Genomic DNA, 22,479 nt, shown 5'->3' with positions numbered 1-22,479 from the left:
GCCGGTCGCCCGGAGGGCCCGCCGCCGCGCTCTGAGAGACTGGGCGCGATGAACGAGACAGCGTCCTTGAGAGCCCGGGCCGAGATCGACCTCGACGCACTGCGCGCCAATGTGCGTGTGCTGCGCGCTCGGACGGGAGGCGCGCAGCTCATGGCCGTCGTCAAATCCGACGCGTACGGACACGGAGCGGTGCCCTGCGCCCGCGCCGCGCTGGAGGCCGGGGCGACCTGGCTGGGCACCGCCACCCCGCACGAGGCGCTCGCGCTGCGGGCCGCCGGGCTCGGCGGCCGGGTGATGTGCTGGCTGTGGACGCCGGGCGGGCCCTGGCGCGAGGCGATCGAGGCCGACATCGACGTGTCGGTGAGCGGGATGTGGGCACTGCGCGAGGTCGTCGCCGCGGCCACGGAGGCGGGCGTCCCGGCCCGCGTCCAGCTCAAGGCCGACACCGGCCTCGGCCGCAACGGCTGCCAGCCCGCCGACTGGCCGGAACTGGTCGCCGCCGCCCGCGCCGCCGAGGAGGCGGGCACCCTCCGGATCACCGGCCTGTGGTCCCACTTCGCCTGCGCCGACGAGCCCGGCCACCCCTCCATCCGGGCCCAGCTGACCGCCTTCCGGGAGATGGTGGCGTATGCCGAGAAGGCGGGCGTCCGGCCCGAGGTGCGGCACATGGCCAACTCCCCGGCGACGCTGACGCTCCCCGAGGCCCACTTCGACCTGGTACGCACCGGGATCGCGATGTACGGCGTCTCGCCCGCCCCGGAGCTGGGCACCCCGGCCGACTTCGGGCTCCGCCCCGTCATGCGGCTGGTCGCCTCGGTGGCCCTGGTCAAGCGGGTGCCGGCCGGCCACGGGATCAGTTACGGCCACCACTACACGACCGGCGCCGAGACCACCCTGGGCCTGGTGCCGGTGGGCTACGCGGACGGCATCCCGCGCCACGCCTCCGGCCGGGGCCCGGTCCTGGTCGGCGGTGCCGTCCGGCGGGTCGCGGGCCGGGTCGCGATGGACCAGTTCGTCGTCGACCTCGGCGGTGACGTGGTCGAGGTCGGCAGCGAGGCGGTGCTCTTCGGCGCGGGCGACCGGGGCGAGCCCACCGCCGAGGACTGGGCGCGGGCGGCCGACACGATCGCGTACGAGATCGTCACCCGGATCGGCACCCGGGTGCCGAGAGTGCACCTGCACACCACCCCCTGAGGCCCGGCCCCAGGGCGGCGGACCCGGCGGTACGACGAGGAAGGAAGGCGGCACGGTGAGCGAGAGCGGTGCGGGGGACGCGGCCACGGCCGCGGCGGCCGGCTGGCGCCGGGCGGGCATCGCCGGCGCGGCCGTGGGCGTGCTCGCGGCCGGTGCCGCCGCCGGTGTGGCCGTCGAGCGGCTCACCGTCGGCCGGGGCATGCGGAAGCGGGCCAGACTGACACTGGACGCCACCGGTCCCTACGGCTCGCTGCGCGGGCGGCCGGGCCGGGCCGCCGCCGACGACGGCACCGAGCTGTACTACGAGGTCGACGAGCTCGCACCGGACGGCGGCCCGGAAGACGCGGCCGGAGCCGACGCCGCCGGCCCCCGCCGCCGCCGGCTCTTCGGCCGCAAGGACCCCGCGCCGGTCACCGTCGTCTTCAGCCACGGCTACTGCCTCAACCAGGACTCCTGGCACTTCCAGCGGGCGGCGCTGCGCGGCCTGGTCCGTACCGTCCACTGGGACCAGCGCAGCCACGGCCGCTCGGAGCGGGGCCGGGCCCAGGCGGACGGCGTCCCGCTCGGCATCGACCAGCTCGGCCGGGACCTGAGGGCGGTCATCGACGCGGCGGCCCCCGAGGGCAGGCTGGTGCTGGTCGGGCACTCGATGGGCGGCATGACGATGATGGCGCTGGCCGCCCGGTACCCCGAACTGATCCGGGACCGGGTCGCCGCGGTCGCCTTCGTCGGCACGTCCAGCGGCCGGCTCGGCGAGGTCACCTTCGGGCTGCCGAGCGCGGGAGTGAAGGCGGTGCGGCGGGTGCTGCCCGGGGTGCTCCGGGCGCTGGGCTCGCAGGCGGAGCTGGTGGAGCGGGGCCGCCGGGCGACCGCGGACCTCTTCGCCGGGCTGATCAAGCGGTACTCGTTCGGTTCGCGGGACGTCGATCCGGTGGTGGAACGGTTCGCCGAGCGGCTCATCGAATCCACCCCGATCGACGTGGTCGCCGAGTTCTACCCCGCGTTCACCGAGCACGACGAGAGCGGCGCGCTGCCCGCCTTCCGGCCCGTGCCGGTACTGATCCTGGCGGGCGACAAGGACCTCATCACGCCCAGCTCGCACAGCGAGGCCATCGCGGACCGGCTTCCGGACGCGGAGCTGGTCATCGTCCCGGACGCCGGCCATCTGGTGATGCTGGAGCACCCCGAGACGGTCACGGACCGGCTGGCGGACCTGCTGGTACGCGCCGGAGCGGTGCCGGCAGCGACTAACGTGGGCGGACATGGAAGCACCGCACACCGACACGGCGACTGAGCCGGACGGCGCCGCCGCACCGGACACCGTCAGCGTGGACCTGGCCGTCGAGTCCCCCGAACAGATGCAGGAGCTGGGCCGCCGGATCGCCGCGGTCCTGCGCCCCGGCGACCTCGTGATGCTCAGCGGCGAGCTGGGCGCCGGGAAGACGACGCTGACCCGCGGGCTCGGCGAGGGCCTGGGCGTGCGTGGCGCGGTCACGTCCCCCACCTTCGTGATCGCCCGCGTCCACCCCTCGCTGACCGGCGGCCCGGCCCTGGTCCACGTCGACGCGTACCGCCTGGGCGGCGGGCTCGACGAGATGGAGGACCTGGACCTGGACGTGTCGCTGCCGGATTCGGTGGTGGTCGTGGAGTGGGGCGACGGCAAGGTGGAGGAGCTGTCCCAGGACCGCCTGCGGGTGGTCATCGAGCGCGCGGTCGGCGACACGGACGACGAGCGGCGCGCCGTGACCCTGATCGGGACCGGGGCGCGCTGGGCGGGACTGCGCGAGGTCTGAGGCAGGGCGCGCCCCCGTATTCCGACAGGCTGTCGGCAAATTGTTGCGCGCGGCGGGGCGGGCGTGGTCACATGGATGACGAGAGCGGAGTTAGGTCTGCCTAACCACGCCTTCCACCGGAGCCCCAGGAGGCATCCATGACGACGTCCGCCGAACATGAAGTGCCGCCGCCGCCATCGATGAAGGACCTGTTGGCGGCCTGCGCCGCGGCCACGGCGGTCTCCACCCCGCCACCGTCGAAGGACGGGCGGAAGGAGACCCCGGCCACCGGTCCCGCACCCGCCGCCGAGCCGGCCGGTACGCCCGCGCCCCGCGCCGGCTCCGGCCTCGAACGCACGGCCTGAAGGCACTACGGACGCACGGCCCGAGGCGTGGTGGACGCACGGCCCGAGGCGTGGCGGACGCACGGCCCGAAGGCGTTACGGGACGACGACCACCTTCGTGTTCCTTATGGCGAACTCCCACATGGCGTCGCCGTCCTCCTGGGCCATCCGCACCCCGCCCGTCCGCAGCGTCGGGTCCGGGCTCTCCATCGTGCCGTCCACCGCCGAGCTGAACCCGACGGACACGTTCTCCACCAGCGCGAACCGCACCACGTGCTCGATCATCACACCGTCCGAGCCCTTGGTCGGAGGGCCCTGGCGGGTGCCCACCTGGTACGAACCCGGCTTCGGGCTCAGCGCGCTCGGCATCACCGGGAAGGTCCGCAGTACCTTCCCGGCCTCGTCCACGAGCCAGACCCGGCGGGCCTCCAGGGCGTAGACGACCCGCTGCCCGGTGCCGGAGTGCGCGGGGAGCGCGGCAGGGCGCGGCTTCTTCTCCTTCGGCTTGGCGTCCTCGGTGGAGGAGACGGCGCCGGAGGCCGAGGGCTTGGGGGCCGCGAGGTCGTCGGGGACATTGGCCGACGCCTGGAAGGCCAGGAACCCGACTGCGGCCAGTGCCGCCACAGTGAGCCCGGCCACGATTCCCGAGCTGCCCTTGGACACCGTGCGCGCCCCTTTCGCTTCCGTAAGTCGTACAAGCGTTTAGCGATTACTTCGTACCCGCGTGTGCACGGTGACGGTAGCAGCCGGTGCCGGTCGCGCCGGGACGCCGGACGGGGCACCGTGCCCGCGTCGACGGAGCCGTACGCTGTTCGTGTGCTCTTGCTCGCCGTGGATACCGCAACCCCCGCCGTCACCGTCGCCCTGCACGACGGGACCGCCGTCGTCGCCGAGTCCGGCCAGGTCGACGCCCGCAGACACGGGGAGCTGCTGCTGCCCGCCGTCGACCGGGTGCTCGCCGAGGCCGGCACGAAACTCGACGCGGTGACGGACGTGGCCGTCGGCGTCGGCCCCGGCCCGTACACCGGGCTGCGGGTCGGCCTGGTCACCGCCGCGACCTTCGGCTCCGCCCTCTCCGTGCCCGTGCACGGCGTGTGCACCCTGGACGCGCTGGCGTACGCGGCGGGCCTGGCCGGGCTCACGGGCCCGTTCGCCGTCGCGACGGACGCCCGCCGCAAGGAGGTCTACTGGGCGCGGTACGAGGACTTCCGCACCCGGACCGCCGGGCCCGCCGTGGACCGGCCCGCCGACATCGCCGAACAGCTGGCGGGGCTGCCCGTCGTCGGCGCGGGCGCGGCGCTCTACCCCGAGGCGTTCCCCGACGCCCGTACGCCCGAGCACGTCAGCGCCGGAGCCCTGGCCTCCCTCGCCGCCGAGCGGCTCGCCGCGGGCGCCGAACTGCTGGAGCCGCTCCCGCTCTACCTGCGCAGGCCCGACGCCCAGGTGCCGAAGAACTACAAGGTGGTCACCCCCAAGTGACGACCACGACCGCCGTGCTGCGCGAGATGCGCTGGTGGGACATCGATCCGGTGCTCGGGCTGGAGAGCGAGCTGTTCCCGGACGACGCCTGGTCGGCCGGCATGTTCTGGTCCGAGCTGGCGCACTCGCGCGGCCCCGGGGCCACCCGCCGCTACGTCGTCGCCGAGGACCCGGCCACCGGCCGGATCGTCGGCTACGCGGGCCTCGCCGCCGCCGGTGAACTCGCCGACGTGCAGACCATCGGGGTCACCCGCGACCACTGGGGCGGCGGCCTCGGCGCCGCGCTCCTGACCGACCTGCTGAAGCACGCCACCGCCTTCGAGTGCGCCGAGGTGCTCCTCGAGGTCCGCGTCGACAACACCCGGGCCCAGAAGCTGTACGAGCGCTTCGGCTTCGAACCGATCGGCTTCCGCCGCGGCTACTACCAGCCGGGCAACGTCGACGCACTCGTCATGCGCCTCCACGTACAAGAGCACGTGCAAGAGCACGGACAAGAAACAGAGACTGACTGATGGCTGACGAACCGCTCGTACTCGGCATCGAGACCTCCTGCGACGAGACCGGCGTCGGCATCGTCCGGGGCACGACCCTGCTCGCCGACGCCGTCGCGTCCAGCGTCGACACCCACGCCCGCTTCGGCGGCGTCGTCCCGGAGATCGCCTCCCGCGCCCACCTGGAGGCGATGGTCCCCACCATCGAGCGCGCCCTGAAGGAGGCCGGGATCGCCGCCCGCGACCTCGACGGCATCGCCGTCACCGCGGGCCCCGGCCTGGCCGGGGCGCTGCTGGTCGGCGTGTCGGCGGCGAAGGCGTACGCGTACGCGCTGGGCAAGCCGCTCTACGGGGTCAACCACCTCGCCTCGCACATCTGCGTCGACCAGCTGGAGCACGGCCCGCTGCCCGAGCCGACGATGGCGCTGCTGGTCAGCGGCGGCCACTCCTCGCTGCTGCTGGCGCCGGACATCACGGCCGACGTACGGCCGCTCGGCGCGACCATCGACGACGCGGCGGGCGAGGCCTTCGACAAGATCGCCCGGGTGCTGGACCTCGGCTTCCCCGGCGGCCCGGTCATCGACCGGCTGGCCAGGGAGGGCGACCCGGCGGCGATCGCCTTCCCGCGCGGCCTGACCGGCTCGCGCGATGCCGCGTACGACTTCTCCTTCTCCGGGCTGAAGACCTCGGTGGCCCGCTGGATCGAGGCCAAGCGCGCCGCGGGCGAGGAGGTGCCGGTGCGGGACGTGGCGGCGTCCTTCCAGGAGGCCGTGGTGGACGTGCTCACCCGCAAGGCCGTACGCGCCTGCAAGGACGAGGGCGTCGACCACCTGATGATCGGCGGCGGGGTCGCGGCCAACTCCCGGCTGCGGGCGCTGGCCGAGGAGCGGTGCGAGCGGGCCGGGATCCGGCTGCGGGTGCCCCGCCCCGGGCTGTGCACGGACAACGGCGCGATGGTCGCCGCCCTGGGCGCGGAGATGGTGGCCCGCAACCGTCCGGCCTCGGACCTGGAGCTGTCCGCCGACTCCTCGCTGCCGGTGACCGACACCCACGTACCGGGCGCCCACGCGCACACCCACGACCACGACCACGTCCACGAGATCAGCAAGGACAACCTCTACTCATGACCGTCGCCCTCATGTGGGAGGCCCGCGCCACGGCGGGCCGGGGCGCCGAGCTCCTGGAGTGGGCGCGGGCCCGCGCCGCCGAGCTGGCCCGCGAGCCGCTCCGCCGCGAGCTGCTGCGCGCCTCGCAGGACCGGGTCCTGGTGATCACCTGGTGGGAGGGCGGCCACGACGACGCGCTCCCCGAGCTGCCCGAACCGGACGCCGCGCTGATCACCCGCCCGGTGCACCGCTGGCGCTTCGAGTCCGTGGAGGTCACCGGAGCGGGCGGCTGAGGCACCGCCTCCGGTGGCCGGCCGGGAAATTCCCCGGAAGAATTTTCGCGGGAACTGTCGATCCGGCCGGAGCCCGTTCGACGCAAGGGTGAGAGGCGGGGAGAGGCCCCGCCGCGCAGACCCGGGAGCCACCATGCCGCGCTTCATGACACTGATCCGCATCGACGAGCGGGAACTGCCCCCGCAGACCCCCGACGCCGAGTTCCAGCAGCGCATGGGCGCCCTGTTCGAGGAGATCACCAAGGCCGGGGTCATGCTGGAGACGGCCGGCCTCACGCCCAGCTCGCAGGGGACCAGGATCACCTGGTCCGGCGGGAAGCTCAGCCGGACCGACGGGCCCTTCACCGAGACCAAGGAGGTCGTCGGCGGCTACGCCATCCTCCAGGCCAAGGACATGGCGGAGGCCCTGGAGTGGACCAGGCGCTTCCTGAGCATCCACCCCGCGGAGTGGACCGTGACCTCCGAGGTCCGGCAGATCGACGAGGCCACCACGGGCGACTGACCGCCCGGCCCGATCCGCCCCGGCCCGGTCCGCCCGGACCCGGACGTGCCCGGACCCGATCCGCCCGGACCCGCCCGGTCCGGCTTGCACCGCCCCGGCCCCGCTGCTGGGATGGGGGACCGTGACAGCGACAACCGCGGCGGTCGAGGCGGTCTTCAGGATCGAGTTCCCGCGGATCGTCGCGGGCGTCACCCGTATCGTGCGCGACATCGGCATCGCCGAGGAGCTCGCCCAGGACGCCCTGGTCGCCGCACTGGAGCAGTGGCCCGAGTCGGGCGTCCCGGAGAATCCGGGCGCCTGGCTCATGGCCACCGCCCGGCACCGCGCGATCGACCTCGTACGCCGCAAGGAGGTCTACGCCCGCAAGCTCGCCGAGGTCGGCCGGTCGCCGGCGGACGTGGCGCCGCCCGAGCCCGCCGAGCCGGACGCCATCGACGACGACCTGCTCCGGCTGATCTTCACCGCCTGCCATCCGGTGCTCTCCGCCGAGGCCCGGATCGCCCTCACCCTGCGGCTCCTCGGCGGCCTCACCACCGAGGAGATCGCCCGCGCCTTCCTGGCCCCCGAGCCGACCGTCGCCCAGCGCATCGTCCGGGCCAAGCGGACCCTGGGCCGCGAGGGAGTCGCCTTCGAGGTGCCCTACGGGCCCGACCGCGCCGCCCGCCTCGGCTCCGTGCTCGAAGTGATCTACCTGATCTTCAACGAGGGCTACGCGGCGACCGCGGGCGACGACTGGCTGCGCCCGGCGCTCTGCGAGGACGCGCTGCGGCTGGCCCGGGTGCTCGCCGGGCTGATGGAGCACGAGCCCGAGGTGCACGGTCTGGCCGCGCTGCTGGAGCTCCAGGCCTCCCGCACCGCCGCCCGGACCGGCCCGGACGGCGCGGCGGTCCTGCTCGCCGACCAGAACCGGGCCCGCTGGGACCGGCTGCTGATCCGGCGCGGGGTCGCCGCCCTGGAGCGGGCCGTCGCCGGGACCGGCGAGGGCGCCGGACTCGGCCCGTACACCGTGCAGGCCGCGATCGCCGCCTGCCACGCGCGGGCGACGGCGTACGAGGAAACCGACTGGGACACCATCGTCGCCCTCTACGGCCGGCTCGCCGCGATCGCACCCTCCCCGGTCGTCGAGCTGAACCGGGCCGTGGCGCTCTCCATGGCGAAGGGCCCCGGGCCGGCCCTCGCCCTGGTCGACGCCCTGGCCGCCGATCCGGCGCTGGCCGGCTACCACCTGCTGCCCAGCGTGCGCGGCGACCTGCTGGCCCGGACGGGGCGCACGCGGGAGGCGCGCGCCGAGTTCGTACGGGCGGCCGCGCTGACCCGCAACGCGAGGGAGCGGGCCATGCTCCTGGACCGCGCGGAACATCCGGTCCGCGACGACCGATGAGTTCCGCTCCCGGCGGCGGTCCACCCTTCAACGGATCGGCACCATGCGACAGGAGCAGACCATGCAGAAGATCACGACCTTCCTGTGGTTCGACACCCAGGCCGAGGAAGCCGCGCACTACTACGTCTCCGTCTTCGGCGGCGACTCGGAGGTGCTGGACGCCACCCAGTACACCGAGGCCGCGCCGGACCGGGTGGGCACGGTCATGTCCGTACGGTTCCGGCTGGCCGGCCAGGAGTACGTCGCGCTCAACGGCGGCCCGCAGTTCCCCTTCACCGAGGCGGTCTCCCTGTACGTGGACTGTGACTCGCAGGAGGAGACCGACGCCCTGTGGGCCGAGCTCACCAAGGACGGCGAGGAAGGGCAGTGCGGCTGGCTCAAGGACAAGTACGGTCTGTCCTGGCAGCTGGTGCCGCGTGGCTTCACCGAGGTGATGTCCGACCCCGACCCGGCCAAGGTGCTGCGCGCCGTGAAGGCCATGATGGGCATGCGGAAGCTGGACCTCGAAGCGCTGCGCAACGCCTGAGCCCGCCCGCCCCGCGCGACGCCCGGACCCGTTCGCGCGGGGCGGTCGGTAGGGTCGTGCTCATGTCCCCTCGCGCACAACTGCCGCCCCCGCCGCCGCCCGTGGAGATACGCGCCTGGCCCGACCGGGAGGCGCTGCTCACCGACCGGGCGGCGGTGCTCGGGGGGCTGGTGCGCGCCCATGTCGGGCCGGGGCGGCTGGCGGTGCTCTGGGCATGGGGCGTGCTCGGCGCGTTCGGCTGGCTGCTGGTGGGCTCGGCGCTGGTCACCTTCGAGGAGTCGTACGACGTGCTCAGCGCCGGGGCCGGCATCGTGATGCTGGCCCTGGGCGTCTGCTGCCTGGTGCCCGCCGTCGTCCTCGTCGTCATCGGGTTGCGCCGGGACCGCCGGGTCCGCCGACTGCTCGACGCCTGGGGCGGCCTGGACCGCGATCCGGCGCGGGACGCGGCGCTGCGGATGCCGGGTGCGTCCGCCGCCTGGCTGGTGCTGTCGTTCGTGCTCTGCGCGGTCGGCCTCGGTACCTGCTTCGCCGTCCCGGCGAACGCCGCGCCGGACGGGTACGGCTGGAGCCTGGTCGTCCTCGCCATGGGGCTCGGGCTGATCGCCTGGCTGGTCGGACTGATCGGCCTGGTCAAGGCGTTCGCCCACCGGCGCTGGGTGCTGCGGGTCCTGGCCGGTGCGTCCGCCCCGGCGCCGCTGTTCTCCGTCGGGGGCGGTTCCCACCGCTGAGCCGGGCCCTATCCTGACCGGGCACAGGTGTCACTTAGGGGGAGGGCGTCATGGAGTGGTACTGGTGGGTGCTCATCGTTTTCTGGATGGGCGGTTTCGGATGGGCCGTCGACAACGTCCGTACGGCGCTGCGCAATCGGCACGAACGCAAGCTCGAACTGCTGGAGACGGGCCGGAAGGAGCGGCTGGCCGTCGAGGCGGCGAACAGGCCGCCGGAGCCGGTCTGCGGCTGCACGCACCACCTCGCCAAGCACGACAAGCAGGGCCGCTGCCATGAGCGTGTCGAGGTGCCGACGGCCTGGGACGAGAACAAGAAGCCGGTCCGTTTCGAGTCCGGCCAGTGCAACTGCCAGCAGTACGTCGGCCCCCGGCCGCTCTCGCAGGTGTACGCGGAGGATCTGACCGACCTCGCCTGACCAGCCGTCGCGGCCGGTCAGTTCGGGCCGGTCAGTTCGGGCCGGTCATCGGGTGGCCGATCAGCATCGTCGGCGCACCGGCCACCCGGGTCAGGAAGACCGTCGCGGAGTTGGGCCCCCGGAGCTTCATCCGGCGCCGCAGCTCCTCCGGTTCGACCGCCGAACCGCGCTTCTTGACGGTCAGCACGCCCACTTCCCGCTCCCGCAGCAGCGCCTTCAGCTTCTTCATGCTGAACGGCAGCCGGTCGGTGATCTCGTACCCGGCGGTGTACGGGGAGGTGTACGGCCGGTCGCTGGTGATGTACGCGATGGTCTCGTCGATCAGCCGCCCCTCGCACCGCGCGACCAGGTCGGCGACCAGATGCGCGCGGATGACGGCGCCGTCCGGCTCGTACAGGTAGCGGCCCACCGGGCCGACGGGCGGGGCGGGCAGCGGCGCTTTGGACCACAGCGTGGCGTCCGCCGGGAGCAGCGTGGCGCGGTACGCGCCGGCCGTGAAGCCCTCGCCGAACCAGAGCACCGCCTCCTTCACGTCGCCGCCGTCCGAGATCCACTCGGCCTCGGCCTGCTCGGGGATCGCCTCGTGCGGGATGCCCGGGGCGATCTTCAGGGCGGCGCGGGGGGCCGCTAGGGCGGCGCCGGTCGCCCAGGACAGCGGAGGGGAGTACGCCTCGGGGTCGAAGATCCGGCCCCGCCCGCCGCGCCGGGCCGGGTCCACGAAGACCGCGTCGCAGGACGAGGTGTCGACGGCGGCGACATCGGCGCACCGCACCTCGATCAGGTCGTCCAGCCCCAGCACGGCGGCGTTGGCGCGGGCCACCTCGGCGGTCAGCGGGTCGCGGTCCACGGCGAGCACCCGGATGCCCGCGCGGGCCAGCGCGATGGCGTCGCCGCCGATCCCGCAGCAGAGGTCGGCGACGTGGCGCACCTCGCCCGCCGCTGCGAACCGCCGGGCGCGGTGGGTGGCCACGGAGGTGCGGGTCGCCTGCTCGACGCCGTTGGGCGTGAAGAACATCCGGTACGCGTCCTCGGCGCCGAACTTCGCCACCGCCCGCTGCCGGAGCCGGGCCTGCCCGAGCGCCGCCGAGACCAGGGCGGCCGGGTGGGTGCGGCGCAGCCGGGTGGCGGTGGCGAGTTCCCGGGCGGGGTCGTGGTCCCGCAGCTCGTCCAGGAGCGCGGTGCCCTCGGGGGTGCGCAGGGCCAGGAAGTCGGCGATGGGGTCTCCCCCGCTCGGGGAAGGGGCGGGGGAGCCGGACCGGCCGTCGGCGGGCGGGTCGTTCGGGGCGAGAGCGTTCACCTGCCCCATTGTGAGCCAGCCGGGTAGACCGGCGGGCCCCGGCGGCGGTGTCGGGCCGGGAGGCCGGTCGCCTGCTGGCAGGATGCGGCGCCATGCAACTAGTACGACAAAACGAAAAATCAACCGCAAAACCACCCAGACCCGCCACGTCCGGGGAGCGCCGGCGGCGCGGCCGCTCCCCGCGGCGGCCCGCCGTCGCCGTGCTGGCCGCACTTCTGCTCGCGGCGGTCGGCTCGGGCTGTGCCTCCGAGCCCGGAGGCCGTCCGCCCGGCGAGGCAGGGCAGCGGGAGCGGGCCCTCGCCGGGAACCCGGGCCCGCCGCCGGGCGCCGCCGGGCTCCCGGTCGCCCCCGGGCTCCGCCGAGGCCTGGCCCGCCTGCCCGGCGAGCGTTACGAGAACGCGCGGCTCACCCCGGCCGTACGGGCGAGGATCGCCAGGAAGTGGGGGCTCGACAGGCCGCCGCTGATCGCCCCGCTGCCGCCCGTCGCGAAGCCGCGCGTCACTACCCGCGCGGGCTTCGAGGTGGAGGGCGACGACGGCGCGCTGCCGCCGGTCTTCACCACCGTCCCGACCAAGGACCGGGTCGTCTTCCTGACCATCGACGACGGGGCCGAGAAGGACCCCGAACTGCTCCAGATGATGGACGAGCTGGACATCCCGTACAGCGCGTTCCTCAGCGACGACGAGGTGAAGGACAACTACGGCTACTTCGGCGAGGCCCAGCGGCTGGGTACCGTCCTCGCCAACCACACCCTCCACCACCCCTACCTGCCCGGCCTCTCGTACGACGAGCAGCGGCACGAGATCTGCGGCCAGCAGGACGCCGTGGAGGCGCGGTTCGGGAAGCGGCCCCGCCTCTTCCGCCCGCCGTACGGCAGCTACGACGCCGACACGCTCCGGGCCGCACGGTCCTGTGGGATCGAGGCCGTGCCGCTGTGGAGCGCCGAGGCGTTCCCGGACCGCATGGAGTGGCGCGAGGGTGACCGGGACCTGCATCCGGGCGACATCGTCCTCACCCACTTCCGGGGCCGGGCCGCGTGGGGCGGCAGCATGACCGACCTGGTGCGGGCGGTCATGCGGACCGTCACCGAGCGGGGCTACGCCGTGGCCCGGCTGGAGGACTACGTGTGACGTCGGCGGTCCGGGTCCGGGCACCGGCGACCGTCCCCGCCGGCCGGGCGTAGTGCACCGGGCCGCCCACGTGCGAGGGAGGGGAGTGGGACATGCCCCCGAGGTCGTACGGAACGCTCCGGTCCGTACGTACGTTGCCCTCATGGCGTCCGGACCGTTGTCCGGACCGTTGTTCCGATGTTCCGGACGGCGGGAAGGCCGGGAGGACGCGGTGGAGTGATCGCGCCACGATCGCTCGAATTGGCACTCCGCTTGACCGAGTGCTAATCGCGGTCATAGTCTCGGTGCTGGCACTCACCACTGGAGAGTGCCAACACCACTGCGCGACTGGCAGGTCCGGCACCCGCGACGACGGATCGACCTGGTCGCCACCCAAGACTGTTACCCCGTGAGATCTCCGAAGGGGGAGACCGGATCGTGTCGACCGCCAGCTCCAAGGTTGCGATCAAGCCGCTCGAGGACCGCATTGTGGTCCAGCCGCTCGACGCCGAGCAGACCACGGCCTCCGGCCTGGTCATTCCGGACACCGCCAAGGAGAAGCCCCAGGAGGGCGTCGTCCTGGCCGTGGGTCCGGGCCGCTTCGAGAACGGCGAGCGTCTTCCGCTCGACGTCAAGACCGGCGACGTCGTGCTCTACAGCAAGTACGGCGGCACCGAGGTGAAGTACAACGGCGAGGAGTACCTCGTCCTCTCGGCTCGCGACGTGCTCGCGATCATCGAGAAGTAGTTCACCCACGTTTTCTGTGCTGCGCCCCTGGCCCCCTGCGATAACCAGCCGGGCGGTCAGGGGCGCGGTTCGTTCGAGAGGAAAGCTCAGCTCCCATGGCGAAGATCCTGAAGTTCGACGAGGACGCCCGTCGCGCCCTTGAGCGCGGCGTCAACAAGCTTGCCGACACGGTCAAGGTGACGATCGGCCCCAAGGGCCGCAACGTCGTCATCGACAAGAAGTTCGGCGCCCCCACCATCACCAACGACGGTGTCACCATCGCGCGCGAGGTCGAGCTCGACGACCCGTACGAGAACCTCGGTGCCCAGCTGGTGAAGGAGGTCGCCACCAAGACCAACGACGTCGCGGGTGACGGCACCACCACCGCCACCGTGCTCGCCCAGGCGCTCGTCCGCGAGGGTCTGCGCAACGTCGCCGCCGGCGCCTCCCCGGCCGCCCTGAAGAAGGGCATCGACGCCGCGGTCAAGGCCGTGTCCGAGGAGCTCCTCGCGACCGCCCGCCCGATCGAGGACAAGACCGACATCGCCGCCGTGGCCGCGCTCTCCGCGCAGGACCCGCAGGTCGGCGAGCTCATCGCGGACGCGATGGACAAGGTCGGCAAGGACGGCGTCATCACCGTCGAGGAGTCCAACACCTTCGGTCTGGACCTCGACTTCACCGAGGGCATGGCCTTCGACAAGGGCTACCTGTCCCCGTACATGGTGACCGACCAGGAGCGCATGGAGGCCGTCCTCGACGACCCGTACATCCTGGTCCACCAGGGCAAGATCGGCTCCATCCAGGAGCTGCTGCCGCTGCTGGAGAAGGTCATCCAGGCCGGTGGCTCCAAGCCGCTGCTGATCATCGCCGAGGACGTCGAGGGCGAGGCGCTGTCGACCCTCGTCGTCAACAAGATCCGTGGCACCTTCAACGCCGTCGCGGTGAAGGCCCCGGGCTTCGGTGACCGCCGCAAGGCCATGCTCGGCGACATCGCCACCCTCACCGGTGCGACCGTCATCGCCGAGGAGGTCGGCCTCAAGCTCGACCAGGCCGGTCTGGACGTGCTGGGCACCGCCCGCCGCGTCACCGTCTCCAAGGACGACACCACGATCGTGGACGGCGGCGGCGAGCCCGGCGACGTCAAGGGCCGGGTCAACCAGATCAAGGCCGAGATCGAGGCCACGGACTCCGACTGGGACCGCGAGAAGCTCCAGGAGCGCCTCGCCAAGCTGGCCGGCGGTGTCTGCGTGATCCGCGTCGGTGCCGCCACCGAGGTGGAGCTCAAGGAGAAGAAGCACCGTCTGGAGGACGCCATCTCCGCGACCCGCGCCGCGGTCGAGGAGGGCATCGTCTCCGGTGGTGGCTCCGCCATCGTCCACGCCGTCAAGGTCCTCGAGGGCAACCTCGGCAAGACCGGCGACGAGGCCACCGGTGTCGCGGTCGTGCGCCGCGCCGCCGTCGAGCCGCTGCGCTGGATCGCCGAGAACGCCGGCCTCGAGGGCTACGTCATCACCTCGAAGGTCGCCGACCTCGACAAGGGCCAGGGCTTCAACGCCGCCACCGGTGAGTACGGCGACCTGGTGAAGGCCGGCGTCATCGACCCGGTCAAGGTCACCCGCTCCGCGCTGGAGAACGCCGCGTCCATCGCGTCGCTGCTGCTCACGACCGAGACCCTGGTCGTCGAGAAGCCGGCCGAGGAAGAGGCCGAGGCCGCCCACGGCGGTCACGGCCACGCCCACTGACGCACCGCCGTCAGGCAGGCGCACAGCCGCAGAAGGCCCCCTGGCCCACCGCTTCGACGGTGGGACAGGGGGCCTTTTCGGCGTTTCCGGCGCTTCTAGCTTTTCCGGCGTTCTCGGGCCGGTGCTTCAGGCCGAGTGGCTGAGGCTGCCGGAGTGCACCGGGTCCGCGAAGGGCAGACCGGCCGCGAAACGCTCCAGCTCGTCCAGCGCCTGATCGGCCATCCGGTGCAGCTCGTCGCCGAGCGATCCCGCGACATGCGGGGTGAGCAGCACGTTCGGCAGCTCGTACAACGGCGAGTGCGAGGGCGGCAGCTCGGGGTCCGTCACATCCAGCACCGCCCGCAGCCGCCCGGTCGTCAGCTCCGCCAGCAGGGCCTGCTCGTCGACCAGCGAACCCCGGGCCGTGTTGATCAGCGTCGCCCCGGTCGCCATGGCGGCCAGCTGCGCCGCACCGATCAGGTGACGGGTCTCCGGGAGCTGCGGCGCGTGCACCGAGACCACGGAGCTGCGTGCGCACAGCTCGTCGATCGATACGGACCGCACACCGAGCCGTGCCGCCTCCGCACCGTCCACGTACGGGTCGTACAGCAGCACGTCCAGGTCGAAGGGGCGCAGCAGCTCGATCACCCGGCGGCCGATCCGGGAGGCGCCGACGATGCCGACGGTACGGCGGTAGTTCCCGGCCCCGTCGAGCTCCGCGAGCCAGTCGTGCCCGGTGCGCAGCTCGCGGTAGCGGCGCGCGCTGTGCAGGACGCGTTTGCCGGCGAAGAGGATCGCGGCGAGGGTGAACTCGGCGACCGGCAGGGCGTTGGCCCCGGCCGCCGAGGTGACGGCGATGCCGCGTTCCCAGCAGGCGTCCGTGATGTGGTGCTTCACCGAGCCCGCGGCGTGCACGACGGCGCGCAGCCGGGGCGCGGCGGCCAGCACCTCGCGGGTGAGCGGGGTCGCGCCCCAGCAGGTGAACAGCACCTCCGCCTCGGCGAGCGCGGCGGCCACGCCGGGCGCCGGCGCGGTCAGGTCGTGGGCGACGAGGTACGGGTCGGTGCGGGTGAGGGCGGCCAGCCGGGTGCGGTGGTGGTCGGCGAGGAGGCGCTCGGCGATGCCGGGCCCCATCGCGAGCAGGGCCGTGGGCCGGTTGTCAGTGGCGTGGGGCATGGTGGAACACGTACTCCTCGGGGCTCGCGACGGGGTCACTTGACGCTGCCGGCGGTCAGTCCGGCCTTCCAGTGCCGCTGGAGCGAGACGAAGGCGACGATCAGGGGGACGACGGCGAGGAGGGAGCCGGTGACGACCAGCGGGTAGAAGCTCGGCTCGCCGTGGGTGTTGGTGTTCCAGGAGTACAGGCCGAGGCTCAGCGGGAAGAGCTTGCGGTCCGAGAGCATCACGAGGGGGAGGAAGAAGTTGTTCCAGATCGCGGTGAACTGGAAGAGGAAGACCGTCACGAAGCCCGGCATGACCATGCGCAGCCCGATCGACCAGAAGACGCGCAGCTCACCGGCCCCGTCGATACGGGCGGCCTCCAGGGCCTCGTTCGGTATGTAGCCGGTGCTGAACACCCGGGCGAGATACACGCCGAAGGGGTTGACCAGCACGGGTATCAGCACGGACCAGTAGGTGTTGACCAGGCCGGTCTTGGAGGCCAGCAGGTACATCGGCAGGGCGAGCGCGGTGGTCGGCACCAGCACCCCCATCAGCACCAGCCCGAACAGCTTCTCCTTGCCGCGGAACTCGTACTTGTCGAAGGCGTACCCCGCGGCGACGCAGATCAGTGAGCAGACGATCGCCCCGCCGCCCGCGTACAGGAGGCTGTTGAGGTACCAGCGGAAGTAGATGCCGTCGCCGTAGGAGGCCAGGTTCGACAGGTTCTCGCCGAGGTTGAAGCCCTCGAAGGAGAAGGCGTTGCCCGCGAGCAGCCCGCCGGTGTCCTTGGTGGCGGCCGTGACCAGCCAGACGAGGGGGAAGAGCATGTAGACGACGGCGAGCAGGAGGAAGCCGTTGACGGCGGTCTTCGACATCCAGCGGCCGCGGGAAGCGGGGGAGTTCATGCTTTCTTGCCCTTCCGGCCGGTGAAGCGGGTGACGACGAAGGACAGCAGCGCGGCCGTGAGCGCCAGCAGGATGGAGGCGGCCGCGGCGAGACCGTAGTCATTGCGCTCGAAGGCCGCGGTGTACGCGTACATGTTCGGCGTCCAGGTGGAGGAGACGGCGGAGCCGGTCCCCTTGTTGAGGATCAGCGGCTCGGTGAACAGCTGGAGCGAGCCGATGACCGTGAACAGCGCGACCATCACCAGGGAGGAGCGGATCAGCGGGACCTTGATGGAGAGCGCGGTGCGCCAGGCACCGGCCCCGTCGACGGTGGCCGCTTCGAGCACCGAGCGGTCGATGGCCTGCAACGCGGCGTAGAAGATCACCATGTTGTAGCCGAGCCACTCCCACAGCGCGATGTTGACGATGGAGGGGAGGGCGCCGCCGGGGGAGAAGAAGTCGAAACCGATCCCGCCTGACTCCATGGCGCTCACCACCGGGCTGAGCTGCGGGGTGTAGAGGTACACCCAGATCAGCGCGGCGATGATGCCGGGCACGGCGTGCGGCAGGAAGAGCGCCAGCTGGAAGAACCGGCGGGCGCGGGCCAGCGTGGAGTCCAGCAGCAGGGCCAGGGCGAGGGCTCCGACGAGCAGCAGCGGAATGTAGAACAGGCAGTACCCGAGGAGTACGCCGAAACCCTCGCGGAACGCCCGGTCGCCCAGCGCCGCCGCGTAGTTGTCGAGTCCGCTGAAGACGGTCTCGGTGCCGCCGAAGCCCAGGCCGGACTGTTTCTCGGTGAACAGGCTGAGCCAGACCGCGTATCCGATCGGCACCACCATGCACGCGGTGAACAGTACGAAGAAGGGCCCCAGCAGGATGGCGGCGGCTCTGGTCGTCCGGGCGCGCTTCATCAGCCTGCGTCCTCGACCTTCAGCCCGCGCTTCTTCAGCTCGGTGACGGTGGCGTCGTGACCGGCCTTCACGGCGTCCTTGATGGTGGTGCCGCCGCTGGCGACCTTGCCGAACTGGTCCTTGATGACGGTGTTCGCCGTGCCGGTCGCCGGGCCCCAGGCCCAGTTCCGGCCGATCGACGTGGCGGCGCCCTCGAAGACCTGGTAGATGTCCTCGCCGCCGTAGAAGCCGGCGTCGAAGGACGCCTTGGCGACCGGGCGCAGGGACTCCGCAGCCGGGAAGGCGCTCGACGTGCCGGACGCGATGCGGGCCTTGATGCCTTCCTCGGTGGTCGACATCCAGGTGGCGAACTCGACCGCGGCCTTCGCCTTCTTGCTGGTCTTGGTCACCGCGAAGGTGGAGCCGCCGAGCATGCCGCTGGCGGGCTTGCCGTCCCAGCTGGGCATCGGGGCGACGGCCCACTTGCCGCTCTGCTCAGGCAGCGTGCCCTTGAGGACACCGGCGCCCCAGGCGGCACCCAGGTAGCCGATGGTGCCGCCGCTCTTGAGGGAGTTGGTCCACTCGGGACTGAACGAGGCGTTGGAGCGGACCAGGTCGTCGTCGAGGAGGCCCTGCCAGTAGTCGGCGACCTTGTTGGTGGCCGCGTCCCCGGTGGTGACCTTCCAGGTGTCGCCCTCGGGCTTGTACCACTGGGCGCCGGCCTGCCAGGCCATCGCCTGGAAGGTGGTCGGGTCGTCGGGGAGGAAGGTGCCGATCCGGGCCTTCTTGTCGGCCTTCTTGACCTTCTCGGCGGCCTTGCGGAACTCGTCCCAGGTCTTGGGGACCTCGACGCCGTACTTCTCGAACAGGTCCTTGCGGTAGTAGAAGGCCTGCGGCGAGGCGTCGAACGGGACGGCCCAGCTCTTGCCGCCGAGGGTGGTCAGCTCGACCGCCTGCGGGAGCAGCTTCTTGCGGATGTCCTCGGTGAAGTACGCGCCGATGTCCTGGAGCGCGCCCTGGCTGACGTACTCGGGGAGCTGCGGGTACTCGATGGAGACCAGGTCGGGGGCGTTCCCGGCCTTCACCGCGTTGGAGATCTTGGCGTAGCCGCCGGCGTTGCCGGACGGGATCTCCTCGTACACCACCTTGATGTTCTTGTGAGAGGCGTTGAAGGCGTCGACGACCTCCTTGGACCCCTTGGCCCAGCCCCAGAAGGTGATGCTGACGGGCTTGCCGTCGCTTCCGGCGGCGGCGTCGTCGTCACCGCTGCCGCCGCAGGCCGTGAGAAGGGCGAGGGCGGTGGCGGTGCCGACTACGGCGAGGGACGTTCTGCTCGTACTGCGGCTCACAGCGAGGCTCCTGAACTGGCGGCGACATTGGCGTTGGCCGTGATCCTTGGACCAGCCGTGACCGAAGTCAAGAGCGAAAGATCGATTGATCGAAAAAAGATCAGTCAAGTTACGTGCGGATAGAGTGTGGAATACCCTGCGGAGCCGGGATATCGGCATCGGGGCCGGAATCGGGTCCGCTCGTACGGTTGGGCCGTGTCTAGGGGTGGTTGCGCGCTCCGCAGGAGCCCCTCACCCGCAACTGCGGCAGCAGCGTCAGATGGCGCCGGGGCGCACCCGCGCCCTGCCCCAGCCGTTCCACCAGCAGCTCCGTCGCATGGCGGCCCACCTCGCGCTTGGGCGGTGCCACCGCCGTCAGCGGGGTGTCCGCGAGCGCCGCCACCTCGTCGTCGTAGGCGATCAGCGCCAGGTCGTCCGGCACCCGGACGCCCAGCTCGGCCAGGCGCTGCACCACCTGGATCGCGTCCACGTCGTTGTGGACCAGCGCGGCCGTCGCCACGCCCGTGAGGACCGCCTCGCGCAGCGCCCGTACGGCCTGCTCGAAGGCGTCCGGGAAGAGCTCGGACGGCACGGAGTCGATCACGTCCTGCGGAGCCCGCAGCCCGAGCACCGCCAGTGCCTCCGCGTACCCGGACCGCACCGCGACGGCGGTCGGGGAGTCCGCGCGGGCCATCAGCAGCGGGGCGCCGTGCCCGAGCCGCACCAGGTGACGCACCGCCAGCAGCACCCCGTACGCGTGGTCCGAGCAGACCCGGTCCAGGCCGTCCAGCGGGGAGCCCGCGGCGGGCCTGCGCTCCAGCAGCACCGTCGGCGCGGGCAGCGAGGCGATCCAGTCGCCGAACGCGGCGGGGTCGCCCGGGTCCTGCCAGCCGGGCGCGACCAGCAGCCCCTCGGCGCCCGCGGAGAGCAGCCCCTCGGTGCGTGCCTGGTCCTCCTGCGGACGGTAGTCGGAGATCCGCAGGACCAGCCGGGCCCCGGCGCGCGCGGCGGCTTCGTGGGCGCCGCGGATGACCTCGGCGAAGTAGTACGTCGAGGAGGGCGCGAGCATGCCGAGGACCGGTCCGCCGCCCGCGGGGCCGGGGGCGGCTCCGTCGGCCGGGCCCGCGGCGTCCCGCGGCCAGGACACCGATCCGTGGACCCGGTCCAGAAGGCCCCGGCCGGCCAGCTCCTCCACGTCCCGGCGCGCGGTGACCGTGGAGACGCCCAGCAGCGTGGCCAGGTCCGAGACCCGGGCCGAACCCCGCTCCCGTACCAGCCCGAGCAGGCGGTCATGACGTTCAGCAGCACTTTCGCGCACGGCAGCAGTCCCCTCGCAGTGTGTGGCCCGTCGCAGTGTGGGGCCGGTTCCTCGGCCCGGTCGGAGCCGGTCGGGGCCGGTGTCCGACCCTAGACCAAGAATGATCGAACGACGGAAGTTTCGATCATTCAAACGAGATCCATTGACGTTCGATCAATCCGAGTTCAGGATTCCGGCGATGCGGAACGGGCCCACCCCGCCATCGACCGTTCACTCCGCCCCCCGACCGTTCGTACGGAGGAATTGTGAGACATCGCGTCACCGCCGCCGCGCTCGCGGCCCTGACCGCCGCCGGAGCCCTGACCGCCGCGGGCCAGACCGCGGCACAGGCCGCGCCCGCCGCCGCACGCACCTTCCACGTCGACTGCGCCGCCGACCCGGCCGGCGCCACCGGCAGCGCGAAGCACCCCTGGACCACCCTCGCCGAGGCCAACGCCCACACCTACGGCCCCGGCGACCGGCTCCTGTTCAAGCGCGGCAGCACCTGCACCGGCACCCTCGCCCCCACCGGTTCCGGCTCCGCCCGCGCCCCCTTCACCATCGCCGACTACGGCACCGGCCCGGCCCGCGCCCGGCTCGACGGGGCGGGCGCCCACGACGTCGTCCTGCTCGCCAACACGCAGTACGTGCACCTCAAGGCGCTGGAGATCACCAACGCCGACAACCCCGGAAGCGAGCGCAACGGCGTCCGCCTCCGCCTCACCGACTACGGCGTGGCCCGCGGCTTCGACATCTCCGGCCTCTACATCCACGACGTCCGCGGCGGCGACCACAAGACGCTCTCCGGCTCCAGCGCGATCCACATCGCCGTCGAGGGCACCGCCAGGGCCAGCTGGTACGACGGCCTGGACATCGGGAACAACCGCATCGAGGACGTCGACCGGGAAGGCATCTACTTCAAGTCGACCTTCTCCAAGCGCGACCTGGTCGGCCAGCAGCAGGACCCGAACGCGTACCCGGGGGAGTGGACACCGAGCACCCGGGTCCGCGTCCACCACAACACGCTGAAGTCGCTGGCCGGTGACGGCATGAAGCTCGACACCACCAGCGGCGCCCGGGTCGACCACAACCGGATCGACGGCTTCCAGCTCCGCTCGCCCTCCGCCAACGCGGGCATCTGGACCTTCAACACCGACGACACCACCGTCGAGTACAACGAGGTCTCCGGCGGCGGAAACACCCACGACGGCATGTCCTTCGACGCCGACGGCGCCTCCCGCAACACCGTCTTCCAGTACAACTACAGCCACGACAACAAGGGCGGCTTCCTGCTGATCTGCCCGTACAGCGGAGCCAAGACCGTCGGCACGGTGGCGCGCTACAACGTCAGCCGCGACGACGGCGCCCGCCTCATCCAGAACTGCTGGGGCCCGATCCTCGACACGAGGATCTACAACAACACCTTCCACAACAAGGAGCAGATTCCCGGCTACCTCGTCCAGGACGACGCGGGCAGCCCCGAGACCACCCAGCACGAACTGGCCGTACGCAACAACGTCTTCGTGAGCGAGGGCACCGGCGGCTACGCCTTCAAGAACCCGACCGCCGGGCTCTCCTTCGACCACAACGCCTTCCACGGCATCGAGATGACCCGCCCGAACCCCGGCGGCATCACCGCCGACCCGAAGCTCAGGGACGACTTCCGGCTCGGCACGGGCTCGCCCGCCCTCGCCGCCGGAGCCGTCATCGAGAACAACGGCGGCAAGGACTACTTCGGCAACCCGCTGAAGCCCGGCGCCCCCAACATCGGCGCCTACGAGGGCCGCGGCGTGCGCTAGACGCACCGGCCCGCCGTCGAACCGCTGTCGTCCGC

Annotated in this window: 24 protein-coding genes; 17 read left to right on the top strand and 7 right to left on the bottom strand. The window is 72.3% G+C overall.

The window, feature by feature from the left end:
• Window positions 1–48 precede the first annotated feature (48 nt).
• The 4 genes from alr to ACFCV8_RS16245 all read left to right on the top strand — a co-directional run bounded on the left by alr (window position 49) and on the right by ACFCV8_RS16245 (window position 3,331).
• Window positions 49–1,194, top strand: coding sequence for an alanine racemase (gene alr / locus ACFCV8_RS16260; RefSeq protein ID WP_376685997.1), 1,146 nt, complete (start codon window positions 49–51; stop codon window positions 1,192–1,194).
• 55 nt (window positions 1,195–1,249) lie between these two features.
• Complete coding sequence (locus ACFCV8_RS16255; RefSeq protein WP_376685996.1) at window positions 1,250–2,488, top strand: alpha/beta fold hydrolase; 1,239 nt, start codon at window positions 1,250–1,252, stop codon at window positions 2,486–2,488.
• Entirely contained in the window at window positions 2,457–2,987 is a 531-nt protein-coding gene (tsaE, locus tag ACFCV8_RS16250; RefSeq protein WP_376685995.1) for a tRNA (adenosine(37)-N6)-threonylcarbamoyltransferase complex ATPase subunit type 1 TsaE, read from the top strand. The genes ACFCV8_RS16255 and tsaE overlap by 32 nt, the downstream gene beginning before the upstream one ends.
• 137 nt (window positions 2,988–3,124) lie before the next feature.
• Window positions 3,125–3,331, top strand: a complete 207-nt coding sequence (locus ACFCV8_RS16245) for a hypothetical protein (RefSeq protein WP_376685994.1) — start codon at window positions 3,125–3,127, stop codon at window positions 3,329–3,331.
• Between the two features lie 75 nt (window positions 3,332–3,406).
• Here the strand turns inward: ACFCV8_RS16245 and ACFCV8_RS16240 are convergent, their stop codons facing one another.
• The gene (locus ACFCV8_RS16240) at window positions 3,407–3,973 is read right to left on the bottom strand and encodes a L,D-transpeptidase (RefSeq protein WP_376685993.1); all 567 of its coding nucleotides are present in this window, start codon (window positions 3,971–3,973) and stop codon (window positions 3,407–3,409) included.
• A 168-nt stretch (window positions 3,974–4,141) separates the two neighbouring features.
• Between ACFCV8_RS16240 and tsaB the strand changes: the two genes are divergently transcribed.
• From tsaB to ACFCV8_RS16195, 9 genes are all read left to right on the top strand, one after another.
• Window positions 4,142–4,789, top strand: a complete 648-nt coding sequence (tsaB, locus tag ACFCV8_RS16235) for a tRNA (adenosine(37)-N6)-threonylcarbamoyltransferase complex dimerization subunit type 1 TsaB (RefSeq protein ID WP_376685992.1) — start codon at window positions 4,142–4,144, stop codon at window positions 4,787–4,789.
• A complete protein-coding gene (gene rimI / locus ACFCV8_RS16230) occupies window positions 4,786–5,301 on the top strand; it encodes a ribosomal protein S18-alanine N-acetyltransferase (protein ID WP_376685991.1) in 516 nt (171 codons plus the stop codon). The genes tsaB and rimI overlap by 4 nt, the downstream gene beginning before the upstream one ends.
• The gene (gene tsaD, locus ACFCV8_RS16225; RefSeq protein WP_376685990.1) at window positions 5,301–6,407 is read left to right on the top strand and encodes a tRNA (adenosine(37)-N6)-threonylcarbamoyltransferase complex transferase subunit TsaD; all 1,107 of its coding nucleotides are present in this window, start codon (window positions 5,301–5,303) and stop codon (window positions 6,405–6,407) included. The genes rimI and tsaD overlap by 1 nt, the downstream gene beginning before the upstream one ends.
• On the top strand, window positions 6,404–6,679 hold the full coding sequence (locus ACFCV8_RS16220; RefSeq protein ID WP_376685989.1) for a hypothetical protein: 276 nt from the start codon (window positions 6,404–6,406) through the stop codon (window positions 6,677–6,679). The genes tsaD and ACFCV8_RS16220 overlap by 4 nt, the downstream gene beginning before the upstream one ends.
• Before the next feature lie 133 nt (window positions 6,680–6,812).
• A complete protein-coding gene (locus ACFCV8_RS16215; protein WP_376685988.1) occupies window positions 6,813–7,181 on the top strand; it encodes a YciI family protein in 369 nt (122 codons plus the stop codon).
• 121 nt (window positions 7,182–7,302) lie between these two features.
• The gene (locus tag ACFCV8_RS16210) at window positions 7,303–8,562 is read left to right on the top strand and encodes an RNA polymerase sigma factor (RefSeq protein ID WP_376685987.1); all 1,260 of its coding nucleotides are present in this window, start codon (window positions 7,303–7,305) and stop codon (window positions 8,560–8,562) included.
• 61 nt (window positions 8,563–8,623) lie between these two features.
• Window positions 8,624–9,088, top strand: coding sequence for a VOC family protein (locus tag ACFCV8_RS16205; protein WP_376686014.1), 465 nt, complete (start codon window positions 8,624–8,626; stop codon window positions 9,086–9,088).
• A 62-nt stretch (window positions 9,089–9,150) separates the two neighbouring features.
• Window positions 9,151–9,816 carry a hypothetical protein gene (locus ACFCV8_RS16200; protein WP_376685986.1) on the top strand — a complete coding sequence of 222 codons (666 nt, stop codon included), beginning with the start codon at window positions 9,151–9,153 and terminating at the stop codon, window positions 9,814–9,816.
• Between the two features lie 50 nt (window positions 9,817–9,866).
• Window positions 9,867–10,232 (top strand): hypothetical protein, encoded by a 366-nt coding sequence (locus ACFCV8_RS16195; protein WP_376685985.1) that lies wholly within the window; start codon window positions 9,867–9,869, stop codon window positions 10,230–10,232.
• A 31-nt stretch (window positions 10,233–10,263) separates the two neighbouring features.
• On the opposite strand, the gene ACFCV8_RS16190 is transcribed toward ACFCV8_RS16195, so the two are convergent.
• A complete protein-coding gene (locus tag ACFCV8_RS16190; protein ID WP_376685984.1) occupies window positions 10,264–11,538 on the bottom strand; it encodes a methyltransferase domain-containing protein in 1,275 nt (424 codons plus the stop codon).
• 83 nt (window positions 11,539–11,621) lie between these two features.
• On the opposite strand from ACFCV8_RS16190, the gene ACFCV8_RS16185 reads away from it, so the two are divergent.
• The 3 genes from ACFCV8_RS16185 (at window position 11,622) to groL (ending at window position 15,106) form a co-directional block, all read left to right on the top strand.
• Entirely contained in the window at window positions 11,622–12,659 is a 1,038-nt protein-coding gene (locus tag ACFCV8_RS16185) for a polysaccharide deacetylase family protein (RefSeq protein ID WP_376685983.1), read from the top strand.
• Between the two features lie 417 nt (window positions 12,660–13,076).
• Window positions 13,077–13,385, top strand: coding sequence for a co-chaperone GroES (gene groES / locus ACFCV8_RS16180; RefSeq protein WP_018101172.1), 309 nt, complete (start codon window positions 13,077–13,079; stop codon window positions 13,383–13,385).
• A gap of 95 nt (window positions 13,386–13,480) precedes the next feature.
• A complete protein-coding gene (groL, locus tag ACFCV8_RS16175; protein WP_376685982.1) occupies window positions 13,481–15,106 on the top strand; it encodes a chaperonin GroEL in 1,626 nt (541 codons plus the stop codon).
• 126 nt (window positions 15,107–15,232) lie between these two features.
• On the opposite strand, the gene ACFCV8_RS16170 is transcribed toward groL, so the two are convergent.
• From ACFCV8_RS16170 to ACFCV8_RS16150, 5 genes are all read right to left on the bottom strand, one after another.
• Window positions 15,233–16,261, bottom strand: coding sequence for a hydroxyacid dehydrogenase (locus ACFCV8_RS16170; RefSeq protein WP_376685981.1), 1,029 nt, complete (start codon window positions 16,259–16,261; stop codon window positions 15,233–15,235).
• Between the two features lie 35 nt (window positions 16,262–16,296).
• Window positions 16,297–17,151, bottom strand: coding sequence for a carbohydrate ABC transporter permease (locus ACFCV8_RS16165; protein WP_376685980.1), 855 nt, complete (start codon window positions 17,149–17,151; stop codon window positions 16,297–16,299).
• Complete coding sequence (locus ACFCV8_RS16160; RefSeq protein WP_376685979.1) at window positions 17,148–18,041, bottom strand: carbohydrate ABC transporter permease; 894 nt, start codon at window positions 18,039–18,041, stop codon at window positions 17,148–17,150. Before ACFCV8_RS16160 ends, ACFCV8_RS16165 begins: the two co-directional genes overlap by 4 nt.
• On the bottom strand, window positions 18,041–19,369 hold the full coding sequence (locus ACFCV8_RS16155) for an ABC transporter substrate-binding protein (RefSeq protein ID WP_376685978.1): 1,329 nt from the start codon (window positions 19,367–19,369) through the stop codon (window positions 18,041–18,043). Before ACFCV8_RS16155 ends, ACFCV8_RS16160 begins: the two co-directional genes overlap by 1 nt.
• Window positions 19,370–19,568: 199 nt before the next feature.
• A complete protein-coding gene (locus ACFCV8_RS16150; RefSeq protein ID WP_376685977.1) occupies window positions 19,569–20,666 on the bottom strand; it encodes a substrate-binding domain-containing protein in 1,098 nt (365 codons plus the stop codon).
• Window positions 20,667–20,911: 245 nt separating this feature from the next.
• On the opposite strand from ACFCV8_RS16150, the gene ACFCV8_RS16145 reads away from it, so the two are divergent.
• Complete coding sequence (locus ACFCV8_RS16145; RefSeq protein WP_376685976.1) at window positions 20,912–22,444, top strand: right-handed parallel beta-helix repeat-containing protein; 1,533 nt, start codon at window positions 20,912–20,914, stop codon at window positions 22,442–22,444.
• Window positions 22,445–22,479 lie beyond the last annotated feature (35 nt).

Origin of the sequence: Streptomyces sp. NPDC056347 (assembly GCF_042262625.1) — a bacterium.
In the GTDB taxonomy this organism is placed as follows: Bacteria; Actinomycetota; Actinomycetes; order Streptomycetales; family Streptomycetaceae; genus Streptomyces.
The sequence above is the reverse complement of the archived record's forward strand: the minus strand, read 5'-3'. Positions and strand labels throughout refer to the sequence as shown.